The sequence below is a fragment of the Bdellovibrio sp. HCB-162 genome (genome assembly GCF_047344985.1).
Taxonomy (GTDB): domain Bacteria; phylum Bdellovibrionota; class Bdellovibrionia; order Bdellovibrionales; family Bdellovibrionaceae; genus Bdellovibrio.
Window position 1 is genome coordinate 594,371 of record NZ_CP178861.1, and the last position, 24,361, is coordinate 618,731.

Annotated in this window: 26 protein-coding genes; 13 read left to right on the plus strand and 13 right to left on the minus strand. The window is 44.9% G+C overall.

The genetic code is table 11. The features are described 5' to 3' along the window. Window positions 1–155: 155 nt before the first annotated feature. Complete coding sequence (locus ACLSSO_RS02935) at window positions 156–1,064, plus strand: DUF2802 domain-containing protein (RefSeq protein ID WP_413944006.1); 909 nt, start codon at window positions 156–158, stop codon at window positions 1,062–1,064. Window positions 1,065–1,373: 309 nt separating this feature from the next. Beyond that, window positions 1,374–1,808: an SRPBCC family protein gene (locus ACLSSO_RS02940; RefSeq protein WP_295901401.1), complete on the plus strand. Its 435-nt coding sequence runs from the start codon at window positions 1,374–1,376 to the stop codon at window positions 1,806–1,808. On the opposite strand, the gene ACLSSO_RS02945 is transcribed toward ACLSSO_RS02940, so the two are convergent. After that, window positions 1,805–2,716, minus strand: a complete 912-nt coding sequence (locus tag ACLSSO_RS02945; protein ID WP_413944007.1) for a S8 family peptidase — start codon at window positions 2,714–2,716, stop codon at window positions 1,805–1,807. The two genes, ACLSSO_RS02940 and ACLSSO_RS02945, sit on opposite strands and share 4 nt — an antisense overlap. A gap of 207 nt (window positions 2,717–2,923) precedes the next feature. Here ACLSSO_RS02945 and ACLSSO_RS02950 point away from each other — a divergent pair, with 207 nt between their 5' ends. Both ACLSSO_RS02950 and ACLSSO_RS02955 read left to right on the plus strand, forming a co-directional pair. After that, entirely contained in the window at window positions 2,924–4,492 is a 1,569-nt protein-coding gene (locus tag ACLSSO_RS02950; protein WP_413944008.1) for a L,D-transpeptidase family protein, read from the plus strand. Window positions 4,493–4,583: 91 nt separating this feature from the next. Next, on the plus strand, window positions 4,584–5,864 hold the full coding sequence (locus ACLSSO_RS02955; RefSeq protein WP_413944009.1) for a beta-sandwich domain-containing protein: 1,281 nt from the start codon (window positions 4,584–4,586) through the stop codon (window positions 5,862–5,864). 37 nt (window positions 5,865–5,901) lie between these two features. On the opposite strand, the gene ACLSSO_RS02960 is transcribed toward ACLSSO_RS02955, so the two are convergent. Both ACLSSO_RS02960 and ACLSSO_RS02965 read right to left on the minus strand, forming a co-directional pair. Further along, window positions 5,902–6,654, minus strand: coding sequence for a helix-turn-helix domain-containing protein (locus ACLSSO_RS02960; RefSeq protein ID WP_413944010.1), 753 nt, complete (start codon window positions 6,652–6,654; stop codon window positions 5,902–5,904). A 28-nt stretch (window positions 6,655–6,682) separates the two neighbouring features. Next, on the minus strand, window positions 6,683–8,938 hold the full coding sequence (locus ACLSSO_RS02965) for a tail fiber domain-containing protein (protein WP_413944011.1): 2,256 nt from the start codon (window positions 8,936–8,938) through the stop codon (window positions 6,683–6,685). A 374-nt stretch (window positions 8,939–9,312) separates the two neighbouring features. On the opposite strand from ACLSSO_RS02965, the gene ACLSSO_RS02970 reads away from it, so the two are divergent. Continuing rightward, window positions 9,313–9,714 carry a DUF4423 domain-containing protein gene (locus ACLSSO_RS02970; RefSeq protein WP_295901380.1) on the plus strand — a complete coding sequence of 134 codons (402 nt, stop codon included), beginning with the start codon at window positions 9,313–9,315 and terminating at the stop codon, window positions 9,712–9,714. Window positions 9,715–9,755: 41 nt separating this feature from the next. On the opposite strand, the gene ACLSSO_RS02975 is transcribed toward ACLSSO_RS02970, so the two are convergent. Both ACLSSO_RS02975 and ACLSSO_RS02980 read right to left on the minus strand, forming a co-directional pair. Next, the gene (locus ACLSSO_RS02975) at window positions 9,756–10,268 is read right to left on the minus strand and encodes a hypothetical protein (protein WP_413944012.1); all 513 of its coding nucleotides are present in this window, start codon (window positions 10,266–10,268) and stop codon (window positions 9,756–9,758) included. 203 nt (window positions 10,269–10,471) lie between these two features. Then, window positions 10,472–13,405 (minus strand): hypothetical protein, encoded by a 2,934-nt coding sequence (locus tag ACLSSO_RS02980; RefSeq protein WP_413944013.1) that lies wholly within the window; start codon window positions 13,403–13,405, stop codon window positions 10,472–10,474. A 124-nt stretch (window positions 13,406–13,529) separates the two neighbouring features. Here ACLSSO_RS02980 and pal point away from each other — a divergent pair, with 124 nt between their 5' ends. Genes pal through smpB form a run of 6 tightly spaced genes read left to right on the plus strand, consistent with a single transcriptional unit; the run spans window position 13,530 to window position 17,355 of the window. Next, window positions 13,530–14,036: a peptidoglycan-associated lipoprotein Pal gene (gene pal, locus ACLSSO_RS02985; RefSeq protein ID WP_295901372.1), complete on the plus strand. Its 507-nt coding sequence runs from the start codon at window positions 13,530–13,532 to the stop codon at window positions 14,034–14,036. A gap of 24 nt (window positions 14,037–14,060) precedes the next feature. After that, entirely contained in the window at window positions 14,061–14,372 is a 312-nt protein-coding gene (locus ACLSSO_RS02990; protein WP_413944014.1) for a DUF4398 domain-containing protein, read from the plus strand. Continuing rightward, window positions 14,369–15,037: a tetratricopeptide repeat protein gene (locus tag ACLSSO_RS02995; protein WP_413944015.1), complete on the plus strand. Its 669-nt coding sequence runs from the start codon at window positions 14,369–14,371 to the stop codon at window positions 15,035–15,037. Before ACLSSO_RS02990 ends, ACLSSO_RS02995 begins: the two co-directional genes overlap by 4 nt. 7 nt (window positions 15,038–15,044) lie before the next feature. After that, window positions 15,045–16,079, plus strand: coding sequence for a tRNA (adenosine(37)-N6)-threonylcarbamoyltransferase complex transferase subunit TsaD (tsaD, locus tag ACLSSO_RS03000; protein WP_413944796.1), 1,035 nt, complete (start codon window positions 15,045–15,047; stop codon window positions 16,077–16,079). Then, complete coding sequence (gene rsmA / locus ACLSSO_RS03005) at window positions 16,076–16,906, plus strand: 16S rRNA (adenine(1518)-N(6)/adenine(1519)-N(6))-dimethyltransferase RsmA (RefSeq protein ID WP_295901361.1); 831 nt, start codon at window positions 16,076–16,078, stop codon at window positions 16,904–16,906. The genes tsaD and rsmA overlap by 4 nt, the downstream gene beginning before the upstream one ends. Beyond that, complete coding sequence (smpB, locus tag ACLSSO_RS03010) at window positions 16,903–17,355, plus strand: SsrA-binding protein SmpB (RefSeq protein ID WP_295901356.1); 453 nt, start codon at window positions 16,903–16,905, stop codon at window positions 17,353–17,355. The genes rsmA and smpB overlap by 4 nt, the downstream gene beginning before the upstream one ends. Here the strand turns inward: smpB and ACLSSO_RS03015 are convergent. Next, window positions 17,300–17,959 (minus strand): hypothetical protein, encoded by a 660-nt coding sequence (locus ACLSSO_RS03015; RefSeq protein WP_295901354.1) that lies wholly within the window; start codon window positions 17,957–17,959, stop codon window positions 17,300–17,302. The two genes, smpB and ACLSSO_RS03015, sit on opposite strands and share 56 nt — an antisense overlap. A gap of 86 nt (window positions 17,960–18,045) precedes the next feature. Here ACLSSO_RS03015 and ACLSSO_RS03020 point away from each other — a divergent pair, with 86 nt between their 5' ends. Beyond that, window positions 18,046–18,831, plus strand: coding sequence for a hypothetical protein (locus ACLSSO_RS03020; RefSeq protein ID WP_413944016.1), 786 nt, complete (start codon window positions 18,046–18,048; stop codon window positions 18,829–18,831). 1 nt (window position 18,832) lies between these two features. On the opposite strand, the gene ACLSSO_RS03025 is transcribed toward ACLSSO_RS03020, so the two are convergent. From ACLSSO_RS03025 to ACLSSO_RS03040, 4 genes are all read right to left on the minus strand, one after another. Continuing rightward, entirely contained in the window at window positions 18,833–19,120 is a 288-nt protein-coding gene (locus tag ACLSSO_RS03025; RefSeq protein ID WP_413944017.1) for a hypothetical protein, read from the minus strand. 69 nt (window positions 19,121–19,189) lie between these two features. Continuing rightward, window positions 19,190–19,873: a flagellar brake protein gene (locus ACLSSO_RS03030; RefSeq protein WP_295901343.1), complete on the minus strand. Its 684-nt coding sequence runs from the start codon at window positions 19,871–19,873 to the stop codon at window positions 19,190–19,192. Next, window positions 19,849–20,748 carry an SAM-dependent methyltransferase gene (locus ACLSSO_RS03035; protein WP_413944018.1) on the minus strand — a complete coding sequence of 300 codons (900 nt, stop codon included), beginning with the start codon at window positions 20,746–20,748 and terminating at the stop codon, window positions 19,849–19,851. The genes ACLSSO_RS03030 and ACLSSO_RS03035 overlap by 25 nt, the downstream gene beginning before the upstream one ends. Then, entirely contained in the window at window positions 20,745–21,047 is a 303-nt protein-coding gene (locus tag ACLSSO_RS03040; protein ID WP_295901339.1) for a hypothetical protein, read from the minus strand. The genes ACLSSO_RS03035 and ACLSSO_RS03040 overlap by 4 nt, the downstream gene beginning before the upstream one ends. A 211-nt stretch (window positions 21,048–21,258) precedes the next feature. Between ACLSSO_RS03040 and ACLSSO_RS03045 the strand changes: the two genes are divergently transcribed. Further along, a complete protein-coding gene (locus ACLSSO_RS03045; RefSeq protein ID WP_413944019.1) occupies window positions 21,259–22,491 on the plus strand; it encodes a hypothetical protein in 1,233 nt (410 codons plus the stop codon). A 52-nt stretch (window positions 22,492–22,543) separates the two neighbouring features. Here ACLSSO_RS03045 and ACLSSO_RS03050 read toward each other — a convergent pair whose 3' ends face one another. The 3 genes from ACLSSO_RS03050 to ACLSSO_RS03060 all read right to left on the minus strand — a co-directional run bounded on the left by ACLSSO_RS03050 (window position 22,544) and on the right by ACLSSO_RS03060 (window position 24,300). Further along, entirely contained in the window at window positions 22,544–23,056 is a 513-nt protein-coding gene (locus ACLSSO_RS03050) for a MarR family winged helix-turn-helix transcriptional regulator (protein WP_413944020.1), read from the minus strand. A gap of 240 nt (window positions 23,057–23,296) precedes the next feature. Then, complete coding sequence (locus ACLSSO_RS03055) at window positions 23,297–23,689, minus strand: hypothetical protein (protein ID WP_295901334.1); 393 nt, start codon at window positions 23,687–23,689, stop codon at window positions 23,297–23,299. Window positions 23,690–23,805: 116 nt separating this feature from the next. Further along, complete coding sequence (locus ACLSSO_RS03060) at window positions 23,806–24,300, minus strand: GlcG/HbpS family heme-binding protein (protein ID WP_413944021.1); 495 nt, start codon at window positions 24,298–24,300, stop codon at window positions 23,806–23,808. Between the last annotated feature and the right edge of the window lie 61 nt (window positions 24,301–24,361).

A 24,361-nucleotide genomic window follows, 5' to 3' on the forward strand; every position in this document is an offset into this window, starting at 1 on the left:
GCACACCGTTTTTTGTGTACCAAAGCGGTCCGGGGTCTAGTCCTGTTTTGAAACACCTGTAAATACAGGCATTCCCGGCATTTTAAGACCTAGGTCTCATTGTTAGACGGACCTTCGGCAGTTTAGAATTAAATCATATTAGGCGAGGAGGCCGGGTGAGCTTTTGGTTCTTACTACAAGTTCTAGTGAATTTGATTCTTTTAGCAGGCGTTGTAGGGATGTGGGTTCGCCTTAATCGTCCTCCCAAAGATGATCCTCGTTTGAGCAAAGGCTTGCAGCTTTTGCAAAGTAAAATCGCCGTTCTTGAAGACTTATCTGATCGCACAGAAACTCAAGTGAATCAGCTGACGGCGTTGCTTGAATCCAAGGTCAAAGACATTCAAACAAAAATCCAAGCGTCGGATAAACAACTCGCTAAAATCGAACAGAGCATGCAAAAGAGTTTGGAAGTCGCGAAGATTTTCCAAGATCGCATTCCGCACACTGAAATTCTTGAGCGCCAGAATACAATTAAGTATGTGAAGGCCGCGCGCTTAGCCCATCAAGGTTTGAGTGCCGAAGAGATCGCACAACAAGTGGATCTTTCTATGGGCGAAATCGAATTCATCGCCAAAGTGAATCGCGATCAGTTGATGTTCTGTGAAGAAAGTCTTCCAGAATGGGTGCAAGAAGAAGCACAAGTAGAACCCGCGTCTGATTTAAGCGATGTCGATAACATCAGCTTTATGACTCCACTGCAAAGAGAAGCTCCGCAAGATATGAGCAATGTCTTTGAGGTTCCCAAAGCAGATCAAGATGCGCTGAAAAAATTAGGCGAAGCTTTCAAGGCTGCTTGCCAGGAAGTAAAACAACAAGAGGACGCTGCTCAACAAACGGCAAATAATGTTTCTGCATTGTTTAACGTGACTCAAAATATTGCGCAAAATTTCTTGGGTGAAAAACCCATGCCGGCAGCTCCAACAGCCGCTCCGGTCGTGACTGCAAAACCAATCAATACAAATAAAGAAGCTGTGATTCGTCCGGTGGAATTCCGCCGCATCGACATGGCGAAAGATTTGGGATAGACCTTGGCTTCAAGAGCATTTTTAAAATCTCTTGAGAAAGGTCAAATTCTTCCTGCGGTGGTGGAAGAAGCCGCCTCGTCCTCGGAAGCTCTCTGCAATTTTCAAGGAGAGCTTTTGTTAGTTGCCAATCATACCGGGCACGTTTTCAAAAAAGGCGACCCGATTCGCCTGCAAGTCAAGAGCGTCAATCCACTGCAGTTTCACATTTTCGATCCCCGTAATTTGAAATTTGAACGGGTTGTCTAAATTATCTATTCCCTTTAAGCACATTCTCTTATTCTGAAGACAACCTCATCAAGGCGGTGGCGTATGAGTGAAGTCATTCAGAAATCCATAACTTTGCATGCAGAACCTTCTAAAATCTGGGAAGCTCTGACCCGTCCTGAAGAATTGTCAGAGTGGTGGAATGACGGTGTCGTTATCGAACCTGAAATCGGCGGACTTTTTAAAGAACCTTGGGTTGATAGCGAAGGCGTCGCACAAGTGGCTACGGGAAAAATTCTGCAAGCCCGCGAAAAAGAAGAACTTAAATTCACCTGGCATGAGAAAGACTGGCCCATTGAGTGGGAAACGGAATGCTCTTTCAAGATTGATGATAATGGTGAAGAGCGCGTACTTACTGTTACGCATGATGGTTGGGAGCATCTTCCCGAAGACAAACGCGAAAACGTAATCAAAGATTTTGAGACAGCGTGGGCGATTCACTTAAAAGAACTAAAATCTTTTGTTGATCTCAGTCCTTAAAAACATTTGTAGGCTTTATCGAAGAGACGACCAATATTTAAAAGACGTCCTTCAAAAACGTTGATGTCTTTCGAGTGGCAAGTCTTTGTGATCAGCATTTTCTTAAGGTCGGCGCCTTGTGCTTTCGGATATTTTTCTTTCAGTAAAGCGGCGGCTCCGGAAACGACGGGAGCGGCTCCGGAAGTTCCATTGAAAGGATGCAAAGAAGTTGAAAAAGGACTGTAGGTGGCAATGCCATCTTCAGCGTCTCCCGAGGGAGCGGCGATATCGACATCAGGGCCGTAAACGGAGTACGAAGTAGAATGAATAGGAAGATCAAGGCCGATAGTGCCGACAACAATCACGTTGGGCCATTTTTCTTGCAAACTCGGGTAACGTTCCCCGGAGTTTCCGGAAGCTAAAACTAAAAGACTTTTCTTAAAACGTTCATCACCAACAGTATCACGCACACGTCTTAACATCTCTTCCGTGAACGTCACAGACAGATTGATGACAGGAACATTGCGCTTGATCGCATATACCGTGGCGTTGACGATATCGTCTTGAGATCCATACTCTTTTATCACTAACAAAGGCATGATCTTAACGGAGGGAGCAATCAACGTCACAATGCCCGCAACCGGAGTGCCGTGACCGTCGAAATCCATTGTAGAAGCGTTATTGTCGATAAAGTTCCAACCGGGAACCAGGTGTTTGGCTAAAGGCTCCGTCGCAGCGGAAGCCCCCGTATCGATCACGGCCACAACCACGTCTTTCCCGGAAACAGGCAGGCTTTTGTGATCTAACGAAATAAGTTTTTTAAGACGGAGATTTTCGGGGTCTTTGACAGGCCATGAGAGATTCTCGCTCGAAGCAAAAGACACACTGGTAAACGCTAAGAATGTAAAAACAAATAACAATCCACGCATAAGACACTGTTTATAGCTCTGATGTTTTCTTCGCAGGGGAAAAATGAAGCCTCTTGAAATAAAGACACGACTGTCAATACTCTTGCCACCGGACCCCGAATCAAACCACATCTGATTTTAGGCAGGAACTTGTTTTTTCCTTCCGGAAAATTACTTTCGCATTTGAGAATTCAGACAAATCTTAAAAATGATTTTTAGGAGAATGCCATGATCAGAGTTGTACGTTTTATGGTTCTTGTGTCTCTTGTGTCTCAGCTTTACGTCGTGAACGGTTGGGCTCAGATGAGAACAAACGCTTCGTCGGGAAATAGGGCCGATTATTCCAACGTGTTATCGCAAATCGATATTTTGGATATGAGAAGTGCCATGCTCAATATTTGGCGTCACGGTTTAAATCCTCAAGCGTACTGGACTGAACGCTTAGAGAACGCCTACGTTACAGGAGGAAACCTTTCGCGCACGTTGAAACCGCTTGCTGATCAGGCGTATTTAAAAATGCTCAATGACTTGCATCGAGGCAGTGTAGATCCGCAAAGCGTTGGAAGAGACGTCAAATTCATTCGCAAAGATTTTTTATCACCGCAACAGTTGATGACTTTGTTTGTCGCTGCGGGAAGAAGAAGTGCCGTCTTGGCAGACATGGTGGCTCCGCAAAATGCTCCGTATCTGGCGGTGAAGGAAGCTTTTGAAAAAATCTATTCTGCTTGTCAGGACGGTTCGTGGCGCCCCATCACCCCATTAACGACGCCGATCCGTCTTTACTCGCATCACAAAACCGTGATCGATATCAAACAGCGCCTGGTTGTGCTAGGTTATCGGATTAGCAAAATGGATGATACCTTCGATGGAGACATGTTGAGTGCCATCAGCGATATTCAATGGAATATGCGTATCAATCCTGACGGAGAAATTTCTCCGAATGGAAAAGTGTGGGCGTTTCTCAACGTCTCCTGTATGGATCGCGTGCGTCAGTTGCAGGTCGATATGGAGAAGATGCGCTGGTTCCCACAATATTTTGAAAATCGCTATATCTTCGTAAACTTGGCGATGTCTTATTTTATGCTTGTCGACCGCACCAATGAATGGCCGCGTATGATGAGTTTCAGAACGGTGAATGGGCGTCCGGCACGTAAGTCACCGACGATGCGAGACGAAGTTGTGCGCGTGATTATCAACCCGTTCTGGGTTGTACCACCGACGATCTTCAGTGAAGACAAGGTGAATGATCTGAAAAAACTCTCCAGAGCGCAAATCGCAGAATATTTCTCATCACACAACTATGAAGTATGGGATGGAGGCTTCCGTCGTAAAATTGATCCGACGACTGTGGATTGGATGGGTATTAGTGAAGGACGCGTTTCTCCTGATATTCAAATTCGACAATTGCCACATTTGGGGAATGCGTTAGGAGTTTTGAAGTTTGATTTAACAAATTCTTTCGCGATTTATCTGCATGATACAAATCAACGCGAACTTTTTGATACACCGATGCGTCAGGTAAGCTCCGGATGTATTCGTCTCGAAAAACCCTTGGATCTGGCGGAGTTTCTTCTTGAAGACACGCCTTGGGATCGCGCGACTATTCAAGCAGTGATGGCGCGTCCTGGTGAAGTTCTTGCGAAGTCTACGGAGCTGCCAATTCCCAAAGCCAAGATCACACCAGTCTACACAGCCTATTTGACGTCGACGATCAGTTCAGATGGAGTTGTTCGCTTCGTTGACGATATTTACGGACAGAATGCGGCGGTCCGACGCAATTTAACAAACTCCTTCTAGGTGACGAATTCGTAAATTGCGAAAGCTCAGCGGGTCCAATACAAATTTCAACACGAGTTCGAATGATTAAACTAAGAAAGGGGTTCACAAAATGTCTCTTCATTTTTTTCAGAAAGTTCTCATTGCAGTCCTCATGGGTGCACAAATAGCGTTTGCTGCTGAGTTGCCGAAACCACCAGCGCCTCCGGTACAACCGTCTCCTCCGCCGGGACAAGTGCAGTATGAAGGTGTCGGTCGTATTGACCAAGTCACTCGCCAAGCCGGTGGAGAAATTTATCGTCTGGATTTGTCACGCGCGCTGCCTCTGGTGCGCCTTGAAGCAAAATCGAAAATGGGTCGCCTTAAAATTTATTCGACAACGGTAGTTACCGATAAAGGTGACAAGATTCCGGTGCGTCAATTGGCGGGAATTCTTGTCGATGAGCCAAGTCCCGCTGTCAGTTCAGAGATTTTAAATATTCCAACGGGCATCGCGGCGATTGAAGTTCTCGCGGAAGCTATGGGCGGAGAAGCCACTTTGGAAATCAAAGCGTTCTCGACCAAAGAAGCACCAAAACTTTCTTTGGGCTCACGCGTGCCAGAGTTTTCTTGCAAAAAGAATATCGACGCTCTTCTTAAAGATAAGTTAGAGCCTGTTCAACTTTGGGTGTCCCGTGCGGAAGCGGCGGCTCCAGGTTCTGTGCAAGAAAAATTTGCGGGCAATCAGCTTAAAGATCAAGTGAATGACTATATTGCGACATTGCGTATGGGCGGCGCTTACACGTCTACAACATATCTTTTAACATTGTTGAACTTCTTTGCTGACCAATACAATGCGGTGAGATCCGGCGGAGTTTCTGAACCTGCTTATAAAACATTGTTGAATGCGACTTACGATGTTTTGCAGTTGGCCATCCAAAACGAATTGCCATGCCGTCGTTTTCCAAGTGATTCGTTGATCCAAATTGCTTTGGATTTAAATAAAAAGCAGCTTTCTATGACAGACAGCAGCCGTGCACGTCCTCTTTATGTCTCTATCATGACAAAGGTGCGTGACATGATTCCTGGTCAATATCGCAAAGAAATTTCTGCAGCGAACTGGAACTTCCGCCAAGCTGACACGGAAGGCACAAACTATTACAAATTATATGTTGGTGCTAAAGATGATGCGTTCTTGAAAACCACCCATCGTGATATGAGCGCTTACGCTTTTGTGGTGGCTGAGCAAGCTCTGCAAAAAGAAGTGAAACTCATGGATATCGAGCAAAGATATCAGCTGATCGTAGAGTATCAAGCTAAGTACAATGCCAACGCCGACTTCCCACAAGCCGTGGCCGGTCGTTACTTGGCGATCTTATCAGATCAAAACCTGTATCTACCGATTTATAGATAGATGCAAAAGCAAAAAGGCTCTCGCAAGAGAGCCTTTTTTATTTCATCAGTTTGCGAACGACTTCCGGCATCCACGTTTTTGCGCCAATAAGAATATTAATATTTGAATCCAGCGCACCATGGATATTGAGATCCATTTCTGACATGTGCTCAATCTCGCGTCCCAGTTCTCGAAGTTTACGCAAAACGATTTCCTGTGAATCCGCCGATAACGGGCAATTAAAAAAGAATTTAAAGGACTCCGGGGTTTGGTAAACGTCAGTGGCAAAGTCAACGGCCATTGGCACCATATACTTTTTATGAAGGGGGCCGTTCATATTCCAACGAACTTTTCGATATACGGTCATCTTTAATTTGTTTTTTGGGTGAAGTTCCAGGATTCCAAAAGATTCCAATTCAAGGGCGATTTTTAGAATCTTGTCGTGGCCGAATTTGAATTTTCGAGAAATTTCCTCAAAAGAAAATCCCATCACGGCCAAATAAAAAACCGCAAAGAGTTCGTCGTCCGAAGCCAGGGCTTTTTCCTGCTCCAGAGTTAGAAATGTCGTCGGTCCCTTGCTTCCAAATTTTGAAAGGCGGGCAAGTTCGTACAAGTCGATCTCTAAGATATCACATATTTCAGAAATTCTTTGCAGAGTGATGGGAATGCGACCATTTAAGAGACGCTTGATCGTATCGGGACTGAGCCCCATTTTCTTTCCAAGATCTTCATATGTGATGTCGGAACTTTTCACAAGCCCCCGAAGAGCGTGAAGCATCGGAGACGCTTGGCTTTTTTCTTTTTCATTCATGCGGAAAATCTCCAGCCGTTTCTTTATATTAAAGACCCAGCTTGGCTTTGATGGCTACCAATTCTTTCTCTTGCTGATCGAGTCGTTGGCGAAGTTCTTGATTCTCCGTATTCAGACGCGTGATTTCTTTATTTAAATCTTGCACAGCATTGACGACTGCCCAATGAATAGGGTCTACATTGAGCTCAAGGTATCCATCTTCTCTTACGGTGACTGCATCAGGAATGACTTTTTGAACCTCTTGGGCAATGAAACCTGTTTTTGAGTAGTCCGAAGGAAGTCCCAATGGATTTCCTTTTTTATAGTTATATCTCACGGTATGAAGCTGCAATACTTCTTTAAGTCCGTATTCATAGTCACCTTGAATGTCTTTTAAGCGAACGTCTGAAGCATTCGTCCAAGATGTTCCCGTGCTTAATCCGGCATTTCCAATGACGTGCAAATTGTAGTTCGGAGACGTTGTGCCTATGCCGACCTTTCCATTCGTTGAGATATAAAAATAATTGGAGTTGCCACCAATGCCCGTAATATCCGAAGTCGAATTAGAGTGAGACGACGTCGATTTGTAGTTGATCGCATAACCATCGCCACCATACGGAATTCCCGCAAACCATTCATGGGCCATGTTGAAAGCAAAGTATCCATTGGCTCTTGGCATCCCTTGCGCTAAAAATCCGCCGCCGACGTAATCGCCGCCATAGCCGCCTGTCGATGTGATCAACGGAACTTTTGCCGAAGAACTGACTTCAAGAATCTGTGTGGGACTCGATATTCCAATTCCGATATCTCCATTGGCTCCATAAATCCAATTTCCAATGTTCAGTTGATTGCTTGCGGTCGCTGAAGCAAAAGAAGTGTGATGGCCGATGGCTACATTATTTGAGCCCGTCGTCGCATTGTCACCGGCGTGTTCACCAATACCAATATTCTGTGTGCCGGAAGTCACGTTATCCAGAGTATTAATACCGATGGCAATATTGCGATAACCCGTTGTGAGTGAATTTAAACTGCTGTCTCCATAAGCTTCATTGGACGTGCCTGTCGCTGTGCCATTGCTGTGGCCGACGCCGACAAAGACATTGCGACTGTAGCCATCAAAAGGGCCGACGGTGACGTAAGAACTTGTGCTTGCTGTTGTTTGTACGGTGCCATCAGGGAATTTAAATCCACCCGTTGTTGAATAGACGGTTCCTGCGACTTCCAGTTTGACAGTCGGGGAGTTTGTACCAATACCAACACTGCCACCGTTATAATAAATATTTGGTGAAGAGGTCGTCCATTGTGTGGCAACTCCGGCAGGTAGGTCGGCTGCGGCAATCGTTCTAAAGGAAGCATTTCCCGCGGAGCCATTAGGTGCTGCTAAAAAAGTATTTGCGGACTGAGATCCAAAGTTTGCCGCCGTGACAGTGATGTTATCGCAAGTCCAACTTCCGGTCGGTGAAGAAAACGTCAGTGTTTGATTCGCAGAGCAGTTCGCTGGCATTTGTGAAGCTTTTAGTAAACTTGAACCGTCAGAAAGACTGGAGGAGGACAAACTTCCATTCACCCAAGCACTGCCATTGTATTTAAGAATTTCGCCAGAGTTCAAAGAACTAAAATTAACACTCACGCCTTTAATTTTATCCACGGTGTTGGCGGATAAAGTGCCACTGACGTCTCCAGAAAGATTTGTTGAGGGAGGAGCCGCTGGAGTCGCGCAAGTTAAAGCGCTGCCGTCCCAAGTAAGATAGCTTCCTGACGCACATGTCGGAAGACCCGCTTTAACCAAAAAATCATTCGCAGCATAAGTTCCCAGTTTTTGCGCAGAAAGAGCATAGCCTGAAAAAGGCACAGTACGAATGACATTGTCAGGAGAAATCGTTTTCCAACCTACGCCATCAAAAAACTGCACACGCAAATTTCTTCCGTCGTCCGCTTTCGCTGCATAATTTGAATTGCCACTACAAATAAAAGAACGGGAATTGTTGAAGGCTTCCAGAAGACTTAAAGATCCATCGGTTGGATAAGTCACAGTTCCGTTACCAATGGGAACGTCAAAGACACCATTGGAATTTGTCATGTCATATCCGTTCACTTGCTCTTGATAAATAATGCAGGCGCCGGAAGGGTCCGTGATCTTAAAAATAAAACTGACGCTTCCGAACTCCAGCGGAGATCCGTCATCTTTGACGATACGGCCTTGATACGTGAGCGTGGAAGGTGATGCGTGGGCCATGGAATGTTGAAGGGTCAAGGCGAGACTCAACGCTGAAAGTAGATAATACTTAATCATGAATCGATTCATCGCTTTAACCTCATCGTTAGACGTTCCATTTTTTTAATCGGTCCGAAAAGGCGACGGCATAAGTTCTTTAGAGCACTTTGTCGGACTCATAAAATTTTGAACAAGAGTTCTGCTCCAAAGAAGAAATGCACTTTGGAACACTCTGGACAAACGGACTTAATCTGCCTCGCAGGAGGCTTGAGATGCCTTCTTTGAACTAGTGCTTGAGAAAATTTCGGGAAATGATTCTGCTACTTAAGCAGATGAAGAGATTCAACAGGGCTGTCGACATTTTAAAACACGACTATGAGGCGCGAAGGCAACGCAATCCGCGTTTTTCAAAAAGGTCCTACGCCAAATTTTTGGGAATCTCCAGCGGCAGGCTGGCGGATCTAATGAATGAACGCATTCCCCTCAGTGAAAGAATGGCCTTGCAGGTTTATAAAAAGCTTGATGTCACCGGCGAAGATCAAGAGCACTTTTTAAATCTCGTGCGCAATGAACAAGTTCATAAAATAGACCGCCGTCGCAAAATCAATTTTGATAAACAGGTGATCTTTCTTAAAGACACGAAAAAATCTTTGGAAGAAGCACTGAAGATTTTAGAGTCCGGTGACACCGACTTGTGTGACTTTACTTCCGTCACGGTCCCGGTGAGTGCAAAGAAGTTGGATCAGATTCGAGTTCTTGTGAGACAGTTTCAATTCAACCTGGCGGCACTCGCGCACGAAGAAAATATCGATGACACTTATTGTTTAAGCATTCAGCTTGTTCCGACTTCCAGAATCGAAAAATAAAAAAGGCTCCTTGTCGGAGCCTGTTCTTTTCCATCGCTGGATTATTTTGAACTCTCTTTAATGAAAAGAGTCAGATAGTGGCGAACCATGTATTCCAGCTTCACTGGAAGTCCCTGGTACGTCCACACAAGTTCTCCAAATGCGCCCCATTTTGCTTCGACGATGTGTTCGTCCATGACATTGGTCGCTGTTTGCTGAGCGTCTGTGGAGCCCGGAGTTGGAATGTAGTTTGTTCCGATAAAATTAAAACGGATGCTGATTTGTCCCGGAGCTTTCAATGAGAAGATCATTTTAAAGCCGTTACGGAAAAGCATGAAGTCCGCGTGAGTTTTTGCGATACCGTAGATTTTAATACGGCCAAGTGCGGAAGGTTTTAATTCATTGAACGAAGTGGAAGCATCGACGAATTCTGTTTTCAGCTCCAAAAGAAACTGAATCGTCTCATTGATCAGAATTTTCTCTGAATCAAATCCGAAACTCATGTCCACGAGTCCCGACTCTTCCATCTGTTGTTCAGCCTTCACAAGTTCTTTAATCCAGCTGATTTTTTCCATGAACCCCTCCAGGTCTACAACGCAACGTCCTCGCCGCTAGTTGTCGATATCTTCAATAATTTCGAGGGCCTCGCTCTTTGTCAAGATTGGTAAGTTTGGCTCGGCGCGAAAGGGGGACTCCCATCGCCCTCAGGAGGGGGATCCTTGGGGCGGGCGATGGGCCGCAACCGTCATTTTTAAGACTTGCGGCCTCACAAAAAAGGTTAAAACCCGATGATTTGTAAGGTCGTTCCGAAAGTGCCTTCGTTTCCGTTTGGGGTGTTGAAAGCGACATAATAACCAAGGACGACGCTGACCGGAATGACGTAACCGATCGTGGTTTCAAGTTTCAACTCGGCTCCGGCGCTCCAGAAAGAGCGCTTCATATTGACGACTTCGTAAACGAGATCTTTGTCGTTCACAAAAAGCCCGTCTGCGGCAGCTCCATCGGCAACAAGTGCGCCCGAAACTCGACGCAAGAAAAGCGGATCGGTTCCTGAACCAGCATAAATATTTTTAATCGGAAAGCGGTATTCAGCATTCATGGCCACGAGGTTTCGCCCAAAAAGCTGCCCGCGTTTGTAGCCACGCAAAATATACTGAGGCAAGGGACTGTCAGGAATAAAAACCAAAGGCTCTGTGGAAACGCCATAGATAGATGCGATTTTTTCCGGAGTATAAACGCCGTTCACGCGCAACATAAAGGCGTTGTGTTTCGGAAGGAGTGAAGAAAAATAAACTTCTCCACCTGCCAAAAATTGCGAATGGCTCAAGTATCCATCTGTTTGAATGTAATTGTAGGCACCAAGATAAGCTCCCAGGCCGGATTCGGGAGAAATCTGCGCTCCGGATTTTGAGTAATTGACGTAGTTAAACATTGTGAATGGACCGGTGCGCTTTGTTTCTAAACTCGTGGTCGAACGCTCTAGATACTGCCAACCGATTTGTAAACTTGCGTAGCGAGAAAGCCAGAACATATCTGGAAGAGCCGCCGCAGCCGCACCATAGTCATTGAGTTCATTGGATGTTGTGCCCAGATAAGAACTTCTCTTGTATGCAATGGCGGCAAAAGGCAACGATGTCACTTGATTCAAGTATGTGCCTTCAAGACTTCCGCGATTCAAACCTGTGTCCCAAGATCCCAGCAAAGTGTAAAAGTGTTTTTTAAGCGGATCAAATCCCGATGTTTGCGCGGTCAGCACAACACCTGTTTCACTCGAAGAACCCGAAACAAATGGCATCCAGTACTGAGGCCACAAATATCCATACGGAGAGTAATCTTCGATCTTGGATTGATTCATAGCCGCGCGGGCTGCTTCTTGGGCCTCTTCGTTCTTGCTGGGCTTTTGATAACGATCGGCCATCAAAGGCGAAATCACGGGAAGTTCTGCGGGAGTATTTTGCCAATCCTGGGGCAAGATCGCAGCGACTTTAAGACCCTGTGACGTCATATGAGTGGCAAAAATTTCTTTGCGAACAGGATCAATATCGCCTGTGAAAAAAGCGGTGAGCGTGTGCGAGACAGGACGAGCCGTTTTTAGTTCACGATCCGCCAAATAAAGATTTAAGACGCCATTTTTACTGGAAGTAAAAAGCAGTCCCTCGGAAGTTTTTTTGGCAAAGCGAACATTCGGGTAGTCCGTAAAAATCGACTCAAGATTTTTTGAAGAAATCGTGAAGCGTTGAAGCTGTTCGCTGCCATCCACTTTTCTTAAAGAAAATAAAATCGTATCTTGGTCCCAGAAAAGCGGATAGGAAATGCGCTGCTGAATTTCTCCAGAGAAAAGAATTTCTGAAGTTTTATCTGACATCTTTAAAAGGCCAAGATGTGTTTTGCCGCCTTCAAGTTTCACAAAAGTGATCATGTCTCCTTGCGGGGAAACGGAAGGTTCACGAGCGCGAAGTCCTTTTGTTAAAGACTCCGTTTTCTTTGTTGTGAGATTGTAAACGTGCAGGTCCGCATAGCGCTCAATGCGATTGGTGTAATCAATTTTATCATAAACGATTTTTTGGGAATCCGGAAACCAACTGATACGCTGAATGCTTCCTGTCGGGGGACCGTCCTTCGGTGTTGAAGGCTCAAAGTTTTGATTAAATTTTTCCACGGTGTCTGCGGCTTTAGCATCTAAGAAACTCTGTTGAGCATTTTCTTTGCTGATCAGTTTCACCGAGCGGGAATTCGAATCATCTTCAGTCACCACGGCCAGATGTTTTCCGTCAGGTGAAATCGCGGGGGCTGTTACCGATGTAAACGCATTTTTCGGAATCGTCGCGTTTGTGATATTTGCTTCCCGTAAAGTTTTCATCTGCTCTTGGGCGCGCAGGGTGGTTTCTTCAAGCATGCGATCGTATTCACTGGGATAACTTTTTCCGATATGTTCTCGCGCAGGTGTTTCAATAAAATAAGGCACTCGTCCGCCGTGTCTCTCATTGAGTGTCCCTGCCAGAGCAGAACCCTTGTCGGCCAGCATCTGACTCCACATCAAAGAACCAAAAAGGTAGGGACGCATGCCTTCAGGCCATGTCGGGATTACTTCATTGGCTTCAGCGATGTCATAAGAATTAAGCGTGCCGTCTTCAACCATCGCGCGGATTGTAGCGTCTTGGTAAAAGGAACGCAGGCGACCGTGATTTCCCAAACGTGTTTCCATCTCCACCGCCAGGCCTTCCTTCCACCAATTTGGCAAAAGAATATTTGGTGCAATGATGTTTCCAAAAATGGAACGCAAGGGCTTCATAATGCCATTTGCGGGTTCAAAATTGAGAATGTGAGTGTATTCATGCGCCAGCAACTCAAAGGCCCAATCTCCGGTGTCGGCAAGACTCTCTTCGGGACCCGGCAAAACCGGGTACGCCATAATGTGAGGATACGGAATGCGAGTGGCATAACCATTTGTGACATCCGTTTTATCATTTATAATCACCACTGTTGTTTCGGGAAGTGTGTGAAAGTAAGAGCGAAGTTCGTAGTAGGCTTTCTCTAACTTTTCAGCGTAAAGCAGACCTAGGTCCTGCTGCCGGGCATTAAAGATAATTTGAAAATGGGGAGTGGTGAGAGTTTTCCATTCAAGTTCGGGAGGCACTTCGAGTTGTGCTTTTACCGAGAGAGAAAAAAGAAAAATGGCGCTCCAAAGAAGATAAACAAGATGTTTTTTCATAAGTCGTCTTAGCCCGTACAGCAACGCAACATCAATTAGGAAATCTAAGGTTTGACAATGAGCCGCTATAAATTAAAGTTTTTATTTGTTAATGATAACTATAGGAACTTCATAGGAGGACATCATGGTTCGTAAATTAGCTCTAGGTCTTGTTGCCTGCGCTCTTGTTGCTGGTTGCAAAGGAAAACAAACTCAATCAGATCAATCAATTGAAACAATGCCAACAGGTGGACAATCTACAGCGATTGATTCTGCACCTCTTAGTTTTGATCCAATGGGTTCTGACTCTGGTAAAATCGATGGTCTTGTGACTGTTCACTTTGGCTACGATAAATCAAACCTAGATGCTGCAGCTAAAAAAGACGTTGGAACAAACATCCAATGGATGAAAGCTCACCCAGGTGTGAAAGTTCAAATTGAAGGTCACTGTGATTCTCGTGGTACAATTGAGTACAACGTAGCTTTGGGCGAAAGACGCGCAAACGCCGTGAAAGCTTACATGATCAGCTCTGGTATCCCAGCAGATCGTTTGAGCGTGATCAGCTACGGTAAAGAAAAACCAATTGAGATGGGTGACTCTGAAGCTGCTTGGGCGAAAAACCGCCGCGCAAACTTCGTTCCTGCTCAGTAATCTCTAAATTAAAGAAAGGTGCGGATGAGACTACAAAGACTTTTCATCGGAATTTTACTTTTCACGGTGATCGTTGGTTGTCAGACAGTTCCCGCACCCATTGAGGATTATTCCCTCGCACGAGCTGCACTAGATGCGGCTCGTTCTGTTCAAGCGGCCCGTCACTCTCCCGGATACTGGCATCAGGCGGAAGAGGCTTATCGTAAGGGCCGCATCTATTTCGAAGATCGTGATTTTGGAAAAGCCAAAGAACAGTTTATTCGTGCCCGAGCTGCCGCTGAAAAAGCAGAAAACTCGGCTCGTTTGATTCGCCAAAGAACTGGAGATGTTCTATGAAGTTCGCTATTGCTCTTGTTGCAACGACATTATTTCTAACAGGTTGTTTGAAAACTCGTAACGATGTTCGTGAAAATGAACAGCGCCAAGTGATGCAACAACAAGTCGTTACTTTGCAAAGAACCAATGCGGATGCGGCGGGAAAAGTTTCTGATCTTGAGGAATCCATCCGTGAACTCAACGGTCGCGTGGATGTGGTTGAAAACCGTATCGGCCAGGGAAACTCCGGTGTTGAGAATGCTTTGAAATCTTCCCAAGAGCAAAACCGTGACTTGAATCAAAAAGTGATGATTTTGCAAGAAGCCCTCACAAAAATGGAAAAAGACATCCTGGCTTTGAATGCGGAACTTCAGGCCGTGAAAGCGCAGAAGGCCGCCCATGCCGAAGTTCCTGTAAAGCTTACGAAAAAAGATATTTACGAAGCGGCTCAAGGTTATTTTGAAAAGAAGGATTGGAAACAGGCGATCCTAAATTATCAAAAATACCGCGATGAAAACCCTAAAGGCGGGAAATTTGCGGATGCGACCTACAAAATCGGAGTCTCCTTCCAAGAATTGGGTATGAAAGACGAAGCAAAAACCTTTTATGACGAAGTCGTGAGCAAATTTCCGAAGTCAGAAGAGGCTCGTCGTGCTAAGATCCGTTTGAAGGGTTTAAAAAAGTAAGACTGTGATTGATCGAGTATTAGCCATTGAAACCAGTTGTGATGACACCTCTGTTGCGATCGTAGATCGTGGCGGATGGGTTCACTCTGTGGTGGCAGCCTCTCAAGATCTTGAACACGAAATGTATGGCGGTATCGTTCCTGAAATCGCCGCCCGCAATCACTCCATCGCTTTAATTCCATTGATTGAAGAAGCTCTGAAAAAGGCCAATATGAAATGGTCCGATATTCAGGGCATTGCTGTGACAAACCGTCCGGGTTTGATCGGAGCTTTGATTGTCGGACTGGTGACGGCGAAATCCTTAGCCCAAGCTAAAAAAATTCCTTTCCTAGGTGTGAATCATCTGGAAGGTCATTTGCTTGCGCCTTTTTTAAAAGACTCTCAATACGCACCTCCTGAAGATTTTGATTATCCTTATGTGGGCCTTGCCATCAGCGGGGGACATACAAGTCTTTATCAAATCAAAGGACTGGGTGATTACCGCGTGCTCGGTGCTACCAAAGACGATGCGGCGGGAGAGTGTTTTGATAAATTCGCAAAGATGGCAGGCCTCGGTTTTCCAGGGGGCGTGCGCATTGATCAAATGGCAAAAACGGGAAATCCCCAAGCTTTCGAATTTCCTCGCAGCATGATCCACGATGAAACTTTTGATATGAGTTTTTCAGGTTTAAAATCATCGGGTCAAAGAATGCTGGAGCAATTGGGACCTGAATTAGTTCAAGAACAATTGCCAGACTTGTGTGCTTCCTTCCAAGAAGCCATTGTCGACGTGTTGATTGCAAAACTAGATCGTGCCGCAAAAGTTTATAGAGCCAAACGTGTGATCCTCACAGGAGGCGTGAGTGCGAACTCTCGCTTGCGTGCGCGTGCTGAAGAGTGGGCGCAGAAAAAAGGTTTAAGCCTTGTGGTTCCTCCAATTCGCTATTGCACAGATAATGCGGCGATGATTGGTTATGCGGGTATTTTAAGAATGAACGCCGGTGAATTTTCTTCTTTGGATTTGGGGCCTTCTCCACAACCATTAGTTACGGATTTTAGATGAGTTCTCAATCCCGTGAACGTTTAGAGCAGACCCTTCAAGAACTAGGGATTCTTGCTAAAAAATCTTTAGGTCAAAACTTTCTTGTCAGTGATTTGGTCATTGAGCGCATCATCAACAAGGTCAAAGAATTTACTCCCGAAGCTTTAGTGGAAGTGGGCCCAGGCCCTGGCGCTTTGACGTATTTCTTGCGCCAAATGAATGTGCCGCTAACACTTATTGAACTAGATCGTGTGATCGCTGCTTACTGGAGAGAGCAAAACATCCCCGTGATTGAAGAAGATGCTTTGCGCTTGGATTGGTCCCAGTTTTACTCCGATAAAAAATTAGTTTTCGTCAGCAATCTTCCTTACCAAATTTCTTCAAGCATCGTGATCGATCGCTCTTTGGAAGACAAAGGTGTCGAGCACATGGTGCTCATGTTCCAAAAGGAAGTCGCGCAAAGAATCAGAGCGCCAGCACAGTCGGAGCATTACGGTCTTTTAAGCGTGATTGCTCAGACCTTCTGGAAGCCTGAAATGGTGACGGAAGCGGGACCTCGGGATTTTTCTCCGCCTCCGCGCGTAGCAAGCCGTGTTTTGGCGTTTTCACGTATCGAATCACCAGTGAAAAACCGCAAAGCTTTCTTAAACTTTGTTAAGGCGGCCTTTGCTCAGCGCCGTAAGCTTCTCAAGAAAAATTTAGCTGGTCTTTTAAGTCAAAAGAAGCTAACTGAAGAGCAATTAGTGGGTTGGATGGCCGAGATGGGGTTTAAAGAAACCGCTCGCGCTGAAGAATTAAGCCCCGCACAGTTTGTCCGTCTTTATAAGAATTTTGGATTTGAACCATGAGCATTTTAATTGTTCAAGAGAACAAAAAAGCCCGCTTTGATTATACGATCGTAGAAACCTACGAAGCGGGACTTCAGCTTATGGGAAGCGAAGTGAAGTCTTTGCGTAACAAAGATGTTCAACTCAAAGACTCTTATATCAGTTTTCGTGGTGATGAAGCCTTTTTGCAAAATGCGCACATCGCGGAATACAAAGCTTCTAGTTATAACAATCACGCGCCCGAGCGTCTTCGTAAGCTCTTACTAAATCGCAAAGAGCTGGATGAAATTTTCGGAGCTTTGAAAGAAAAAGGTTACTCTTGCGTGCCACTCAAAATTTATTTTAAGAATGGCCGTGCAAAATTAGAGATCGCTTTAGTGAAGGGTAAGAAAACTCACGACAAGCGTGAAGCGATTAAGAAACGCGACGTTTCTGATCAAATTCGTTCAAGCTTAAGACGTTCTCGTTAGTAATAAATTCTTCTTTAATACCCAGACGAGCGCGCTTTTCCGCCAAAAGATGTTTCCAAGCCGCATAGGCCTCACGGTTTTGTGGGTCGATGCTTAGTTTTTCTAAAAGTTTGAGTTCGGTTTCCGTGTTGGCTTTTAGAGCGCGATAGAAATAATCATAAGTCATCGCAAGATCTCTGAAGTCATCTTCTTCCGGCAAATGATAATCAGGAATATGCCACTGACCCAACATCAATTGGTGCATGTGTCTTTCCATGGTCACAAGGGGAGCTAAAAGATTTTTTGTCATGCGAACACTGAGGAACAAAGTCACGCCTGTGAGGAACACGAAGCTTGCGCCTAAGAAAATTCTTAACCATGTGACTTCACGCTCAAGGTGCTCGACTAAATGAGGGTGAGTATCGTAAGCCAGGTTCTTAAAGAGATCATAGTTTTGATTGATAAAATAAAACGCAGGCAAAAGAAATAAAATCGCGCCACCGGCCACCGCCGTGATCATGTACCAGCAGTATTTATACTGAAAACTTTTGTTCAGAATAAATCGGCGGGAGCCTTCTCCCTGGGGTACTCGTTGTGGTTCGATCACTCTTCGTCCATATAACATATAGTCTCTTATCGGCCGGTTGTGTTTTCGTAAGAGTCCAATTATTCTCAAAAGTAGACTTTTTCCAGACAGCTAAGGAGAACTTCATGAGCTTAACACGCCTAAATTCCCACGAAGGGTCCAAACCGCAAGAAACATACAGACTAAAGTCTTTGTTGTTCTTTATGGGAAGTTTGGTTTTGGTGACAAGCTTTGCAACTCCGATTTTTGCCGCGGATGACGACACGACCTTGGTCGATGATAAGTATTCACTGAAAGCCGACCGTGAAGCTTTGGAAGCCCTTCGTAAAAACATTCCCCCTGAAAGACAAAAAGAAAACGACGAAAAAGCCTTCATGGATCAAATGATGTCAGATCTTTCACGCAATCCTTCCGAGGTGCGCAGTAAGTTTTCAAGCATCATGAACAAAAAGCGAGAGCTTTTTAATAAAGACATGAATAAAGCGCGCGAACAGTTCTCAAAAGTGCAAAAGAAAGAACGCGAAGACTTTACCAAAGCGCAGGCCGAAATCCGCAAAGATTTTGCCAAGAAAAAATCAAGCTCGGATGAGCGCAAAGAGTTCTTTGATGATATCGAAGCGAAAAGAAAAGATTTCTACGTTGATCAAAAAGAAAAGCGCGATGAATTTGAAGCCGACGCCCGTGATAAACGCAAAAACTTTGAAGACTACACACGCGCAAAAACGGATGAATTCAACCAGCTTCATCGCGATTACACAAAGCGCTTTGAAGAAAATAAAAAAGCCCAAGCCGATCTAAAAAAACAAGCCGAAGAAAAACGCAAACAAGTGCAAAAAAATCTGGATCAAGAATATGAATCCATCCGCAAAAAAGACCCGACGGTTTTAGAGCCAAATACTATCGAGGAGTAATTTAGTTAGAAACGATATTTCCCTGAACGGAAATAAAGACTTTATAACCGCCATTGGTTTTTGCTGAAAGTTTGTTGGTGTAATTTCCGGTCGCACTTTCCACGGTGTAGCCGTTAGACGTCGGCGTAGCTTGCGAAGAACCAGACACGAATCCCGTAAGTTGACCTTTTTGCAGTTTCACTTCGGGTGGTTTGACCTCTCCCGCCAGTTGCTCCAAAGAGGCCTCCATGGAGCAACCCGTAAGGCTGCTGCCAATTAAAGCTATCATCAGTGCTTTGGAAAGTCCCATAACGTCTCCGGTATGAAGAACTTATCGGAATATCATGAACGACTCTAAAGTCTCGGAATGAGACAGAGCTTAGCTTGGACGCTTAAAAACTTCTTTATGAATTTCCATCGTGATTGCAAAAAGTTTATTTTCCACAATCGGAATCAAAGGCGTGAACTCTATACCGAAAGTCTGAATGACTTTATTGCCATCATCGACCTTGATATGACGGACAATGCCTTGAATCTCAATGGGAGGACGTTTCGCAATAATCAAGTGACCCGTGACTTGGTCGCCCACTTTCATCAAGGGATTGTCCATGCGATACACCACACGACATCCTTGACTGCTTAAATCGGCAAGCTGTCCTGTGATTTTTTGAGCCTGCCCATTCACTAAAATAATATTGTAAAACGCGTGATAGCCGTCAGGAATGCGCACACGATAATTTTGACGACGTTGCAAATGGTATAATTCTTTTGGAATGGGAATGGCAACGCGACCTTGATGAATTTGCGCTTTTGTTTGAAAGTAATATTTTTCTCCGCCTAAAAAGAAATGACCTAAGTATTCTTCTTGGGATTTTAAAGTGGTTGAAGATTCAAAAACGCACTCTAGGCTTTGTGATTTTGAGTTGTAAGAAGAGACACGCAGTTTACAAACAGCATCTTCCTGGCCTTTGCAAAGAAGTTCGCCTTTGGCTTGTGCCAAATCCTGCCACAGCTTGATTTTTTCTTCGTCTCGGCTAATCAGGGCGAAGATGTCTTTATCCATACCGTGACCTCGTGCTTGTTGTGGTGCAGATGTTGTATGCGAGCATTTTCCATCGACTGAAACTTTTTAAGTGTCGCAAAGTCCGTCTTACCTTGGAATTTTATCGTGCAAACGAAGTTTGAGCAAAGTCCTGAACTCTGCCACATCTGAACCAGCTCAAAAAGTTTTTCTGGATAACAGATGATATCGGAATAAAACCAATCAATGGCCCCAATGTCCTCGGGCTTCACCGTGAAGGCATTGGTTTTCATAAAATGAATGCGGGGGAGTTTGGCAATATGCGGTTCTAGGGGAGCACGATCAATGCTCACGACCTCACATCCCATTTTTTGCAGAACCCACGTCCATCCTCCCGGACAGCTTCCAAAGTCGACGACTCTTTGCCCGGCTTCAGGACGAATCCCATAAACGGTGAAAAGCTCCCAAAGTTTCAGGTAAGCGCGCGAAGGCGGATTTTTTTTATCTTCATGGAACTGCACTTCTCCCAAAGGAAAAGGCGAGTTGGTTTTGCTTGAAGCGATCAAAGTATTTTTATCAATCAAAGTCCAAGCGCCCAGATTGTCTTCAGGAAGAGGTCCCAGAAATTCCATTACTCGGGGTTTGAGCTTGGGAAGTTGATCTTGAATCAACTGCGCACGACGATGATTTTCAAAAGTGTAGGGCGCCCAGAGTTTTCCAAGACCCTTCAGAGCTTTCGCCGCCTGACTTATTGATTCAAAGGAAATGATTTCGGGGTTGAGCCAAATATTTTGGGCCCATACAGTGTTCTGCAAGGGCCCATCAGTAAGAACCAGGCTTCCATGAACGGACTTCACATTTTTAAGTTCTTCAAGAAGCTCTGGTAGAAATTGTTCTGCTGCTAAATAACCAATCACGCTGCTTTAGTTGCCACAGCTGGCGTAAGAAGTCCACGGTTGTTCCAGGTTGTCATGCAATCGGCCCAGAACTTTTCTTTCAACTTCACCTCTGCCGGTCCCATTTTTACTTTCGGGAAGTCTTGCTTATCGAAGTGCTCAGTAAATTGAGTTTCGTTGCAAGCACGCACGACCTTCAACATCAAGTTGAAGTGAGCTTCAGTGAAAGGTTTGTTATCTACGAGCATTTTTCTGAGCCCGCCCTCTGGTGTGTGAAGCAAGAAGTTATAGAGGTTCGGTACATCATATTGTTGACTCATTTTGATACTCCCTTTTTTGGTGACATAAACATTATCGGTTAGACCCAAAGAGTTCTTAAACTGAGTTTTCCGACCAACGTCCTAAGTGTGGCTGAACAATAATTTTTCAGTTTTTTCGACTTTACCTTCTTCCAGAAAAAGTCGGGGAAAAATGGTCCAGGTAAAGTCCAGTTGATCTTAAGTCTTAGGACCTACCTCCGATCTAGGAGGTATGAAAACACAAACAAACAAAACTAACATCCTGATGGCCTTCGTAGCAGCAACACTTTTTTCAAGCGCGACTTTGGCAATGTCCAAACGCCCGGTGAATGACGGAGGCAGCACGACTCCAGCACCGAAACCTCCAACAACACAGCCACCGACAACGACTCCTCCGGTAACAACGCCACCAGCACCGCGTGAACCGGCGGCGATTTCTGATTCCATCACACCAGTGGGTTTTGATACTTTTAATGAAGTGGCTTATCCAGTAGGAAATATCGTGGATACGACTTACAAACAGTACCGCGAACTTTTACCACAAAGAAATGCGCAAGAGTCTTACCGTACTGACAACTGTGATGCGAACCTCGATAAGAACGACCGCTTCGCAGATCGCATTGCCTACGCTGTTGAATTAAAAATGCAGCCTTCGAAAGCGCAACTAGGCTACGTCGCTTCATATTTTGCTTTGAATAAAGACGTGAACACGTATTTACCAAACAGTTTGATCTCGCATCCTCTTTGTAACGTCACAAGCGATACGTTGAATACAACTCTCAACGGTAAAAACGTTCCTTCGGCAGCGACAATCAAAAAAGCCAATGAGTTTGCAAACAAAATGAATGCTTATCGTCGTGAAGCGCTTTCTGGCAGCAGAGAAGGTTACGTGAAAGCTTCAAAGCTTTGGTCAAAATACATGATGTGCTTGTCGTATATGGAATCACTGACGACAGCAGACTCAGCAAAGGCTCAACGTGTGGCTGAAAAGTATGCTCCGTCAGGCTATCGTCGTCCCGCTGGTGTTAACTTCTATGAAGATCCAGCGCAACCGCCAGAGTCTCGTTTGAATATCGGTCTTTTCCAATTCACTCCGGATGCCGGTGGAAATATCCAAGCATGTATTCGTGAATGGAATGTCCTTTATCCAAAATGCGGTATCTCACAAACTGCAAGTCAGTCAGAAATGATTCGCGTGTTGGGAAGTTCCTTGCAAACGTTCAATGCTTTCTGTGCAGCTGCAAAAGTCACGGGCATGTTTGCTGTGCAAGTGAATGCGCAAAAAGCGTATAACACGCATCCTTACAACGTAAACTCCAACGGTACGTTGAAAGCGCCAGCAGAGCGTTGCGTGAGCCCGCACATGGCTGTCGGCCGCTCTTACAATCACTTTGCGCCTTTCCAAAACGGATCTGGTTTTACTTTGGATAATATCTTGAGCTGCACGCTTAACGGTGAGTACTAAGATTTAGATTAAGAAACAAAAAGAAAAAGGCCCTTCTGTGAAGGGCCTTTTTTTATTCACCGATTTTGTGAATGCTTTTAATAATTCTTTCCATGAAATCGTTCAGTTTATGTTTTTCATCTTCGCTAAACGGAGACCAGAAGTGACTGATGCGTTCATGGTAAAGAGGCACGATCTCGTTGCAAAGACGCTCGCCTTTTTCTGTTAAACGAATCACGAAAGAACGACCGTCCTTTTCGTGAGTCATTCTTTTTACCAACTCTGCTTTTTCCAGACTGTTGATCAATCCAGAAATCGTCGCTTGCGTGACGCCTACTTTTTGCGCCAGTTCTGACGGCATCAAGCCACTTTGGGTTCTTTGCAACAGCATCATCAAAGTGAAGCGTCCTGACGATAAACTAAAACGCGAAAAAAAACTGTCGAGATTGATTTCCAGATCCGTTGTGACTTTTCTCAGCAAGATGTGTGAATACAATGTGAGGTGATCTAACTCAGGATACAGAAGGGCTGCATTCTCTTGGAGTTCTTCACGAGTTGGAATCTCGGTAAAGAAGAGCTTCGCCATACTTACTCCAATCTTAATTAGGGTTCCAGACTGAAGTAGTTTATGTGAGGGGCCTAATGGAGAGCAAGAAAAAGGACGCAGCTTTACAGACAAAAAACTGTGAATGAGAGAATATCACAAATTGTGGAACGATTGTGTTATCAAGATTCAGTTAAAGAATGGATTTCAGAGCAAAAAAAAAGACCTCTTTCAGCAAATTGAAAATCAATCGAAAGAGGTCTTTAAAAATTTCAGTCGCAATTACTCAAGAGTGTACAAAACAACTTTCACAGAATCTTTTGGCATCACTGCTTTTTCCAAGCAAGCGCGAGACGCTTCGAAAGTTGAAGGATTTTGTGCGCCAGAGAAAGTGATCAAAAGAACGCCGTTCATTGTCTCACCAACAACAGAGCATTTCTCGTCGATCAATTTGATCACGCGACCTTTGCTCACTGGAAGTTCTCCGTCAGTTGTGTATTTGATACCGCAAGAGAAAAAGCTTTTTGGCTTTGTTGTATCTTCCACTTTGCCAAGGCAAGTGTTGTAAAGGTCTGTGATTTCTCTTTCAACAGCGATCACGTTACCCACTTTGCGATCCGCAGCGTGAACAGTGAAAGCCATCAACATTGTAGCTAGAACAAAAAATAGTTTCATAAATCCTCCGTTATTAGACCCGTTTAGCCTTTCACCTTTTCGGCGAAGCTCAAGCCTTTAGGCAGCGTGTCTACAAAGAAAGTTAGGCCAGCCTGTTACACCATTTTCCGGAAACACTAAGGGTTTAATTTGTCTTTAATTTTATCAATGCCTGCTTGTGCACAGACTTCATCAAGAGGACCGCCCGGTGCGCCACCGACGCCAATAGCCCCAATAACTGCAGTTCCAGAGCGAATAGGAAGTCCACCGCCCAAAAGCAAGAAACCATCAATCTGTCCTAGGTTTTGTGCCGTCGGATTTGTTTGCGAAGTCGTAAGCATCGCTGACGTCGCATTTTTTGCGGAGGCCGAAGTATAAGCTTTGCGTCGGCTGGCATCGATGGTGTGAGGGCCAGCACCGTCCGCGCGAACTGAAACCTTCACATCACCTGCAAAATCAACAACGGTGGCTGTGACTTGGTAACCTGAATGCAAACAGTTTTCCACCGCAGCGTCGGCGGCCATCTGCGCAAGTTCCAAAGAAATATTTTTTTGGGTAAGAACTCCTGCTGCAAAAGAGTTCAATGCGAAAAGGGAGGAAACAGCGAAAACAGATAAAGATACGTGCTTCATAAGATCTCCTTCATAAAGTGGAGAAAGAATAAAGCGAAGCGCTTCGTTGAAGCAAGCGCTC

Coding starts and splice junctions, on each gene's coding strand:
- ACLSSO_RS02940 (WP_295901401.1), top strand. CDS start 1,374: ATGAGTGAAGTCATTCAGAAATCCATAACTTTGCATGCAGAACCTTCT.
- ACLSSO_RS02945 (WP_413944007.1), bottom strand. CDS start 2,716: ATGCGTGGATTGTTATTTGTTTTTACATTCTTAGCGTTTACCAGTGTG.
- ACLSSO_RS02950 (WP_413944008.1), top strand. CDS start 2,924: ATGATCAGAGTTGTACGTTTTATGGTTCTTGTGTCTCTTGTGTCTCAG.
- ACLSSO_RS02955 (WP_413944009.1), top strand. CDS start 4,584: ATGTCTCTTCATTTTTTTCAGAAAGTTCTCATTGCAGTCCTCATGGGT.
- ACLSSO_RS02960 (WP_413944010.1), bottom strand. CDS start 6,654: ATGAATGAAAAAGAAAAAAGCCAAGCGTCTCCGATGCTTCACGCTCTT.
- ACLSSO_RS02965 (WP_413944011.1), bottom strand. CDS start 8,938: ATGAATCGATTCATGATTAAGTATTATCTACTTTCAGCGTTGAGTCTC.
- ACLSSO_RS02970 (WP_295901380.1), top strand. CDS start 9,313: ATGAATGAACGCATTCCCCTCAGTGAAAGAATGGCCTTGCAGGTTTAT.
- ACLSSO_RS02975 (WP_413944012.1), bottom strand. CDS start 10,268: ATGGAAAAAATCAGCTGGATTAAAGAACTTGTGAAGGCTGAACAACAG.
- ACLSSO_RS02980 (WP_413944013.1), bottom strand. CDS start 13,405: ATGAAAAAACATCTTGTTTATCTTCTTTGGAGCGCCATTTTTCTTTTT.
- pal (WP_295901372.1), top strand. CDS start 13,530: ATGGTTCGTAAATTAGCTCTAGGTCTTGTTGCCTGCGCTCTTGTTGCT.
- ACLSSO_RS02990 (WP_413944014.1), top strand. CDS start 14,061: ATGAGACTACAAAGACTTTTCATCGGAATTTTACTTTTCACGGTGATC.
- ACLSSO_RS02995 (WP_413944015.1), top strand. CDS start 14,369: ATGAAGTTCGCTATTGCTCTTGTTGCAACGACATTATTTCTAACAGGT.
- rsmA (WP_295901361.1), top strand. CDS start 16,076: ATGAGTTCTCAATCCCGTGAACGTTTAGAGCAGACCCTTCAAGAACTA.
- smpB (WP_295901356.1), top strand. CDS start 16,903: ATGAGCATTTTAATTGTTCAAGAGAACAAAAAAGCCCGCTTTGATTAT.
- ACLSSO_RS03015 (WP_295901354.1), bottom strand. CDS start 17,959: ATGTTATATGGACGAAGAGTGATCGAACCACAACGAGTACCCCAGGGA.
- ACLSSO_RS03020 (WP_413944016.1), top strand. CDS start 18,046: ATGAGCTTAACACGCCTAAATTCCCACGAAGGGTCCAAACCGCAAGAA.
- ACLSSO_RS03025 (WP_413944017.1), bottom strand. CDS start 19,120: ATGGGACTTTCCAAAGCACTGATGATAGCTTTAATTGGCAGCAGCCTT.
- ACLSSO_RS03030 (WP_295901343.1), bottom strand. CDS start 19,873: ATGGATAAAGACATCTTCGCCCTGATTAGCCGAGACGAAGAAAAAATC.
- ACLSSO_RS03040 (WP_295901339.1), bottom strand. CDS start 21,047: ATGAGTCAACAATATGATGTACCGAACCTCTATAACTTCTTGCTTCAC.
- ACLSSO_RS03045 (WP_413944019.1), top strand. CDS start 21,259: ATGAAAACACAAACAAACAAAACTAACATCCTGATGGCCTTCGTAGCA.
- ACLSSO_RS03050 (WP_413944020.1), bottom strand. CDS start 23,056: ATGGCGAAGCTCTTCTTTACCGAGATTCCAACTCGTGAAGAACTCCAA.
- ACLSSO_RS03055 (WP_295901334.1), bottom strand. CDS start 23,689: ATGAAACTATTTTTTGTTCTAGCTACAATGTTGATGGCTTTCACTGTT.
- ACLSSO_RS03060 (WP_413944021.1), bottom strand. CDS start 24,300: ATGAAGCACGTATCTTTATCTGTTTTCGCTGTTTCCTCCCTTTTCGCA.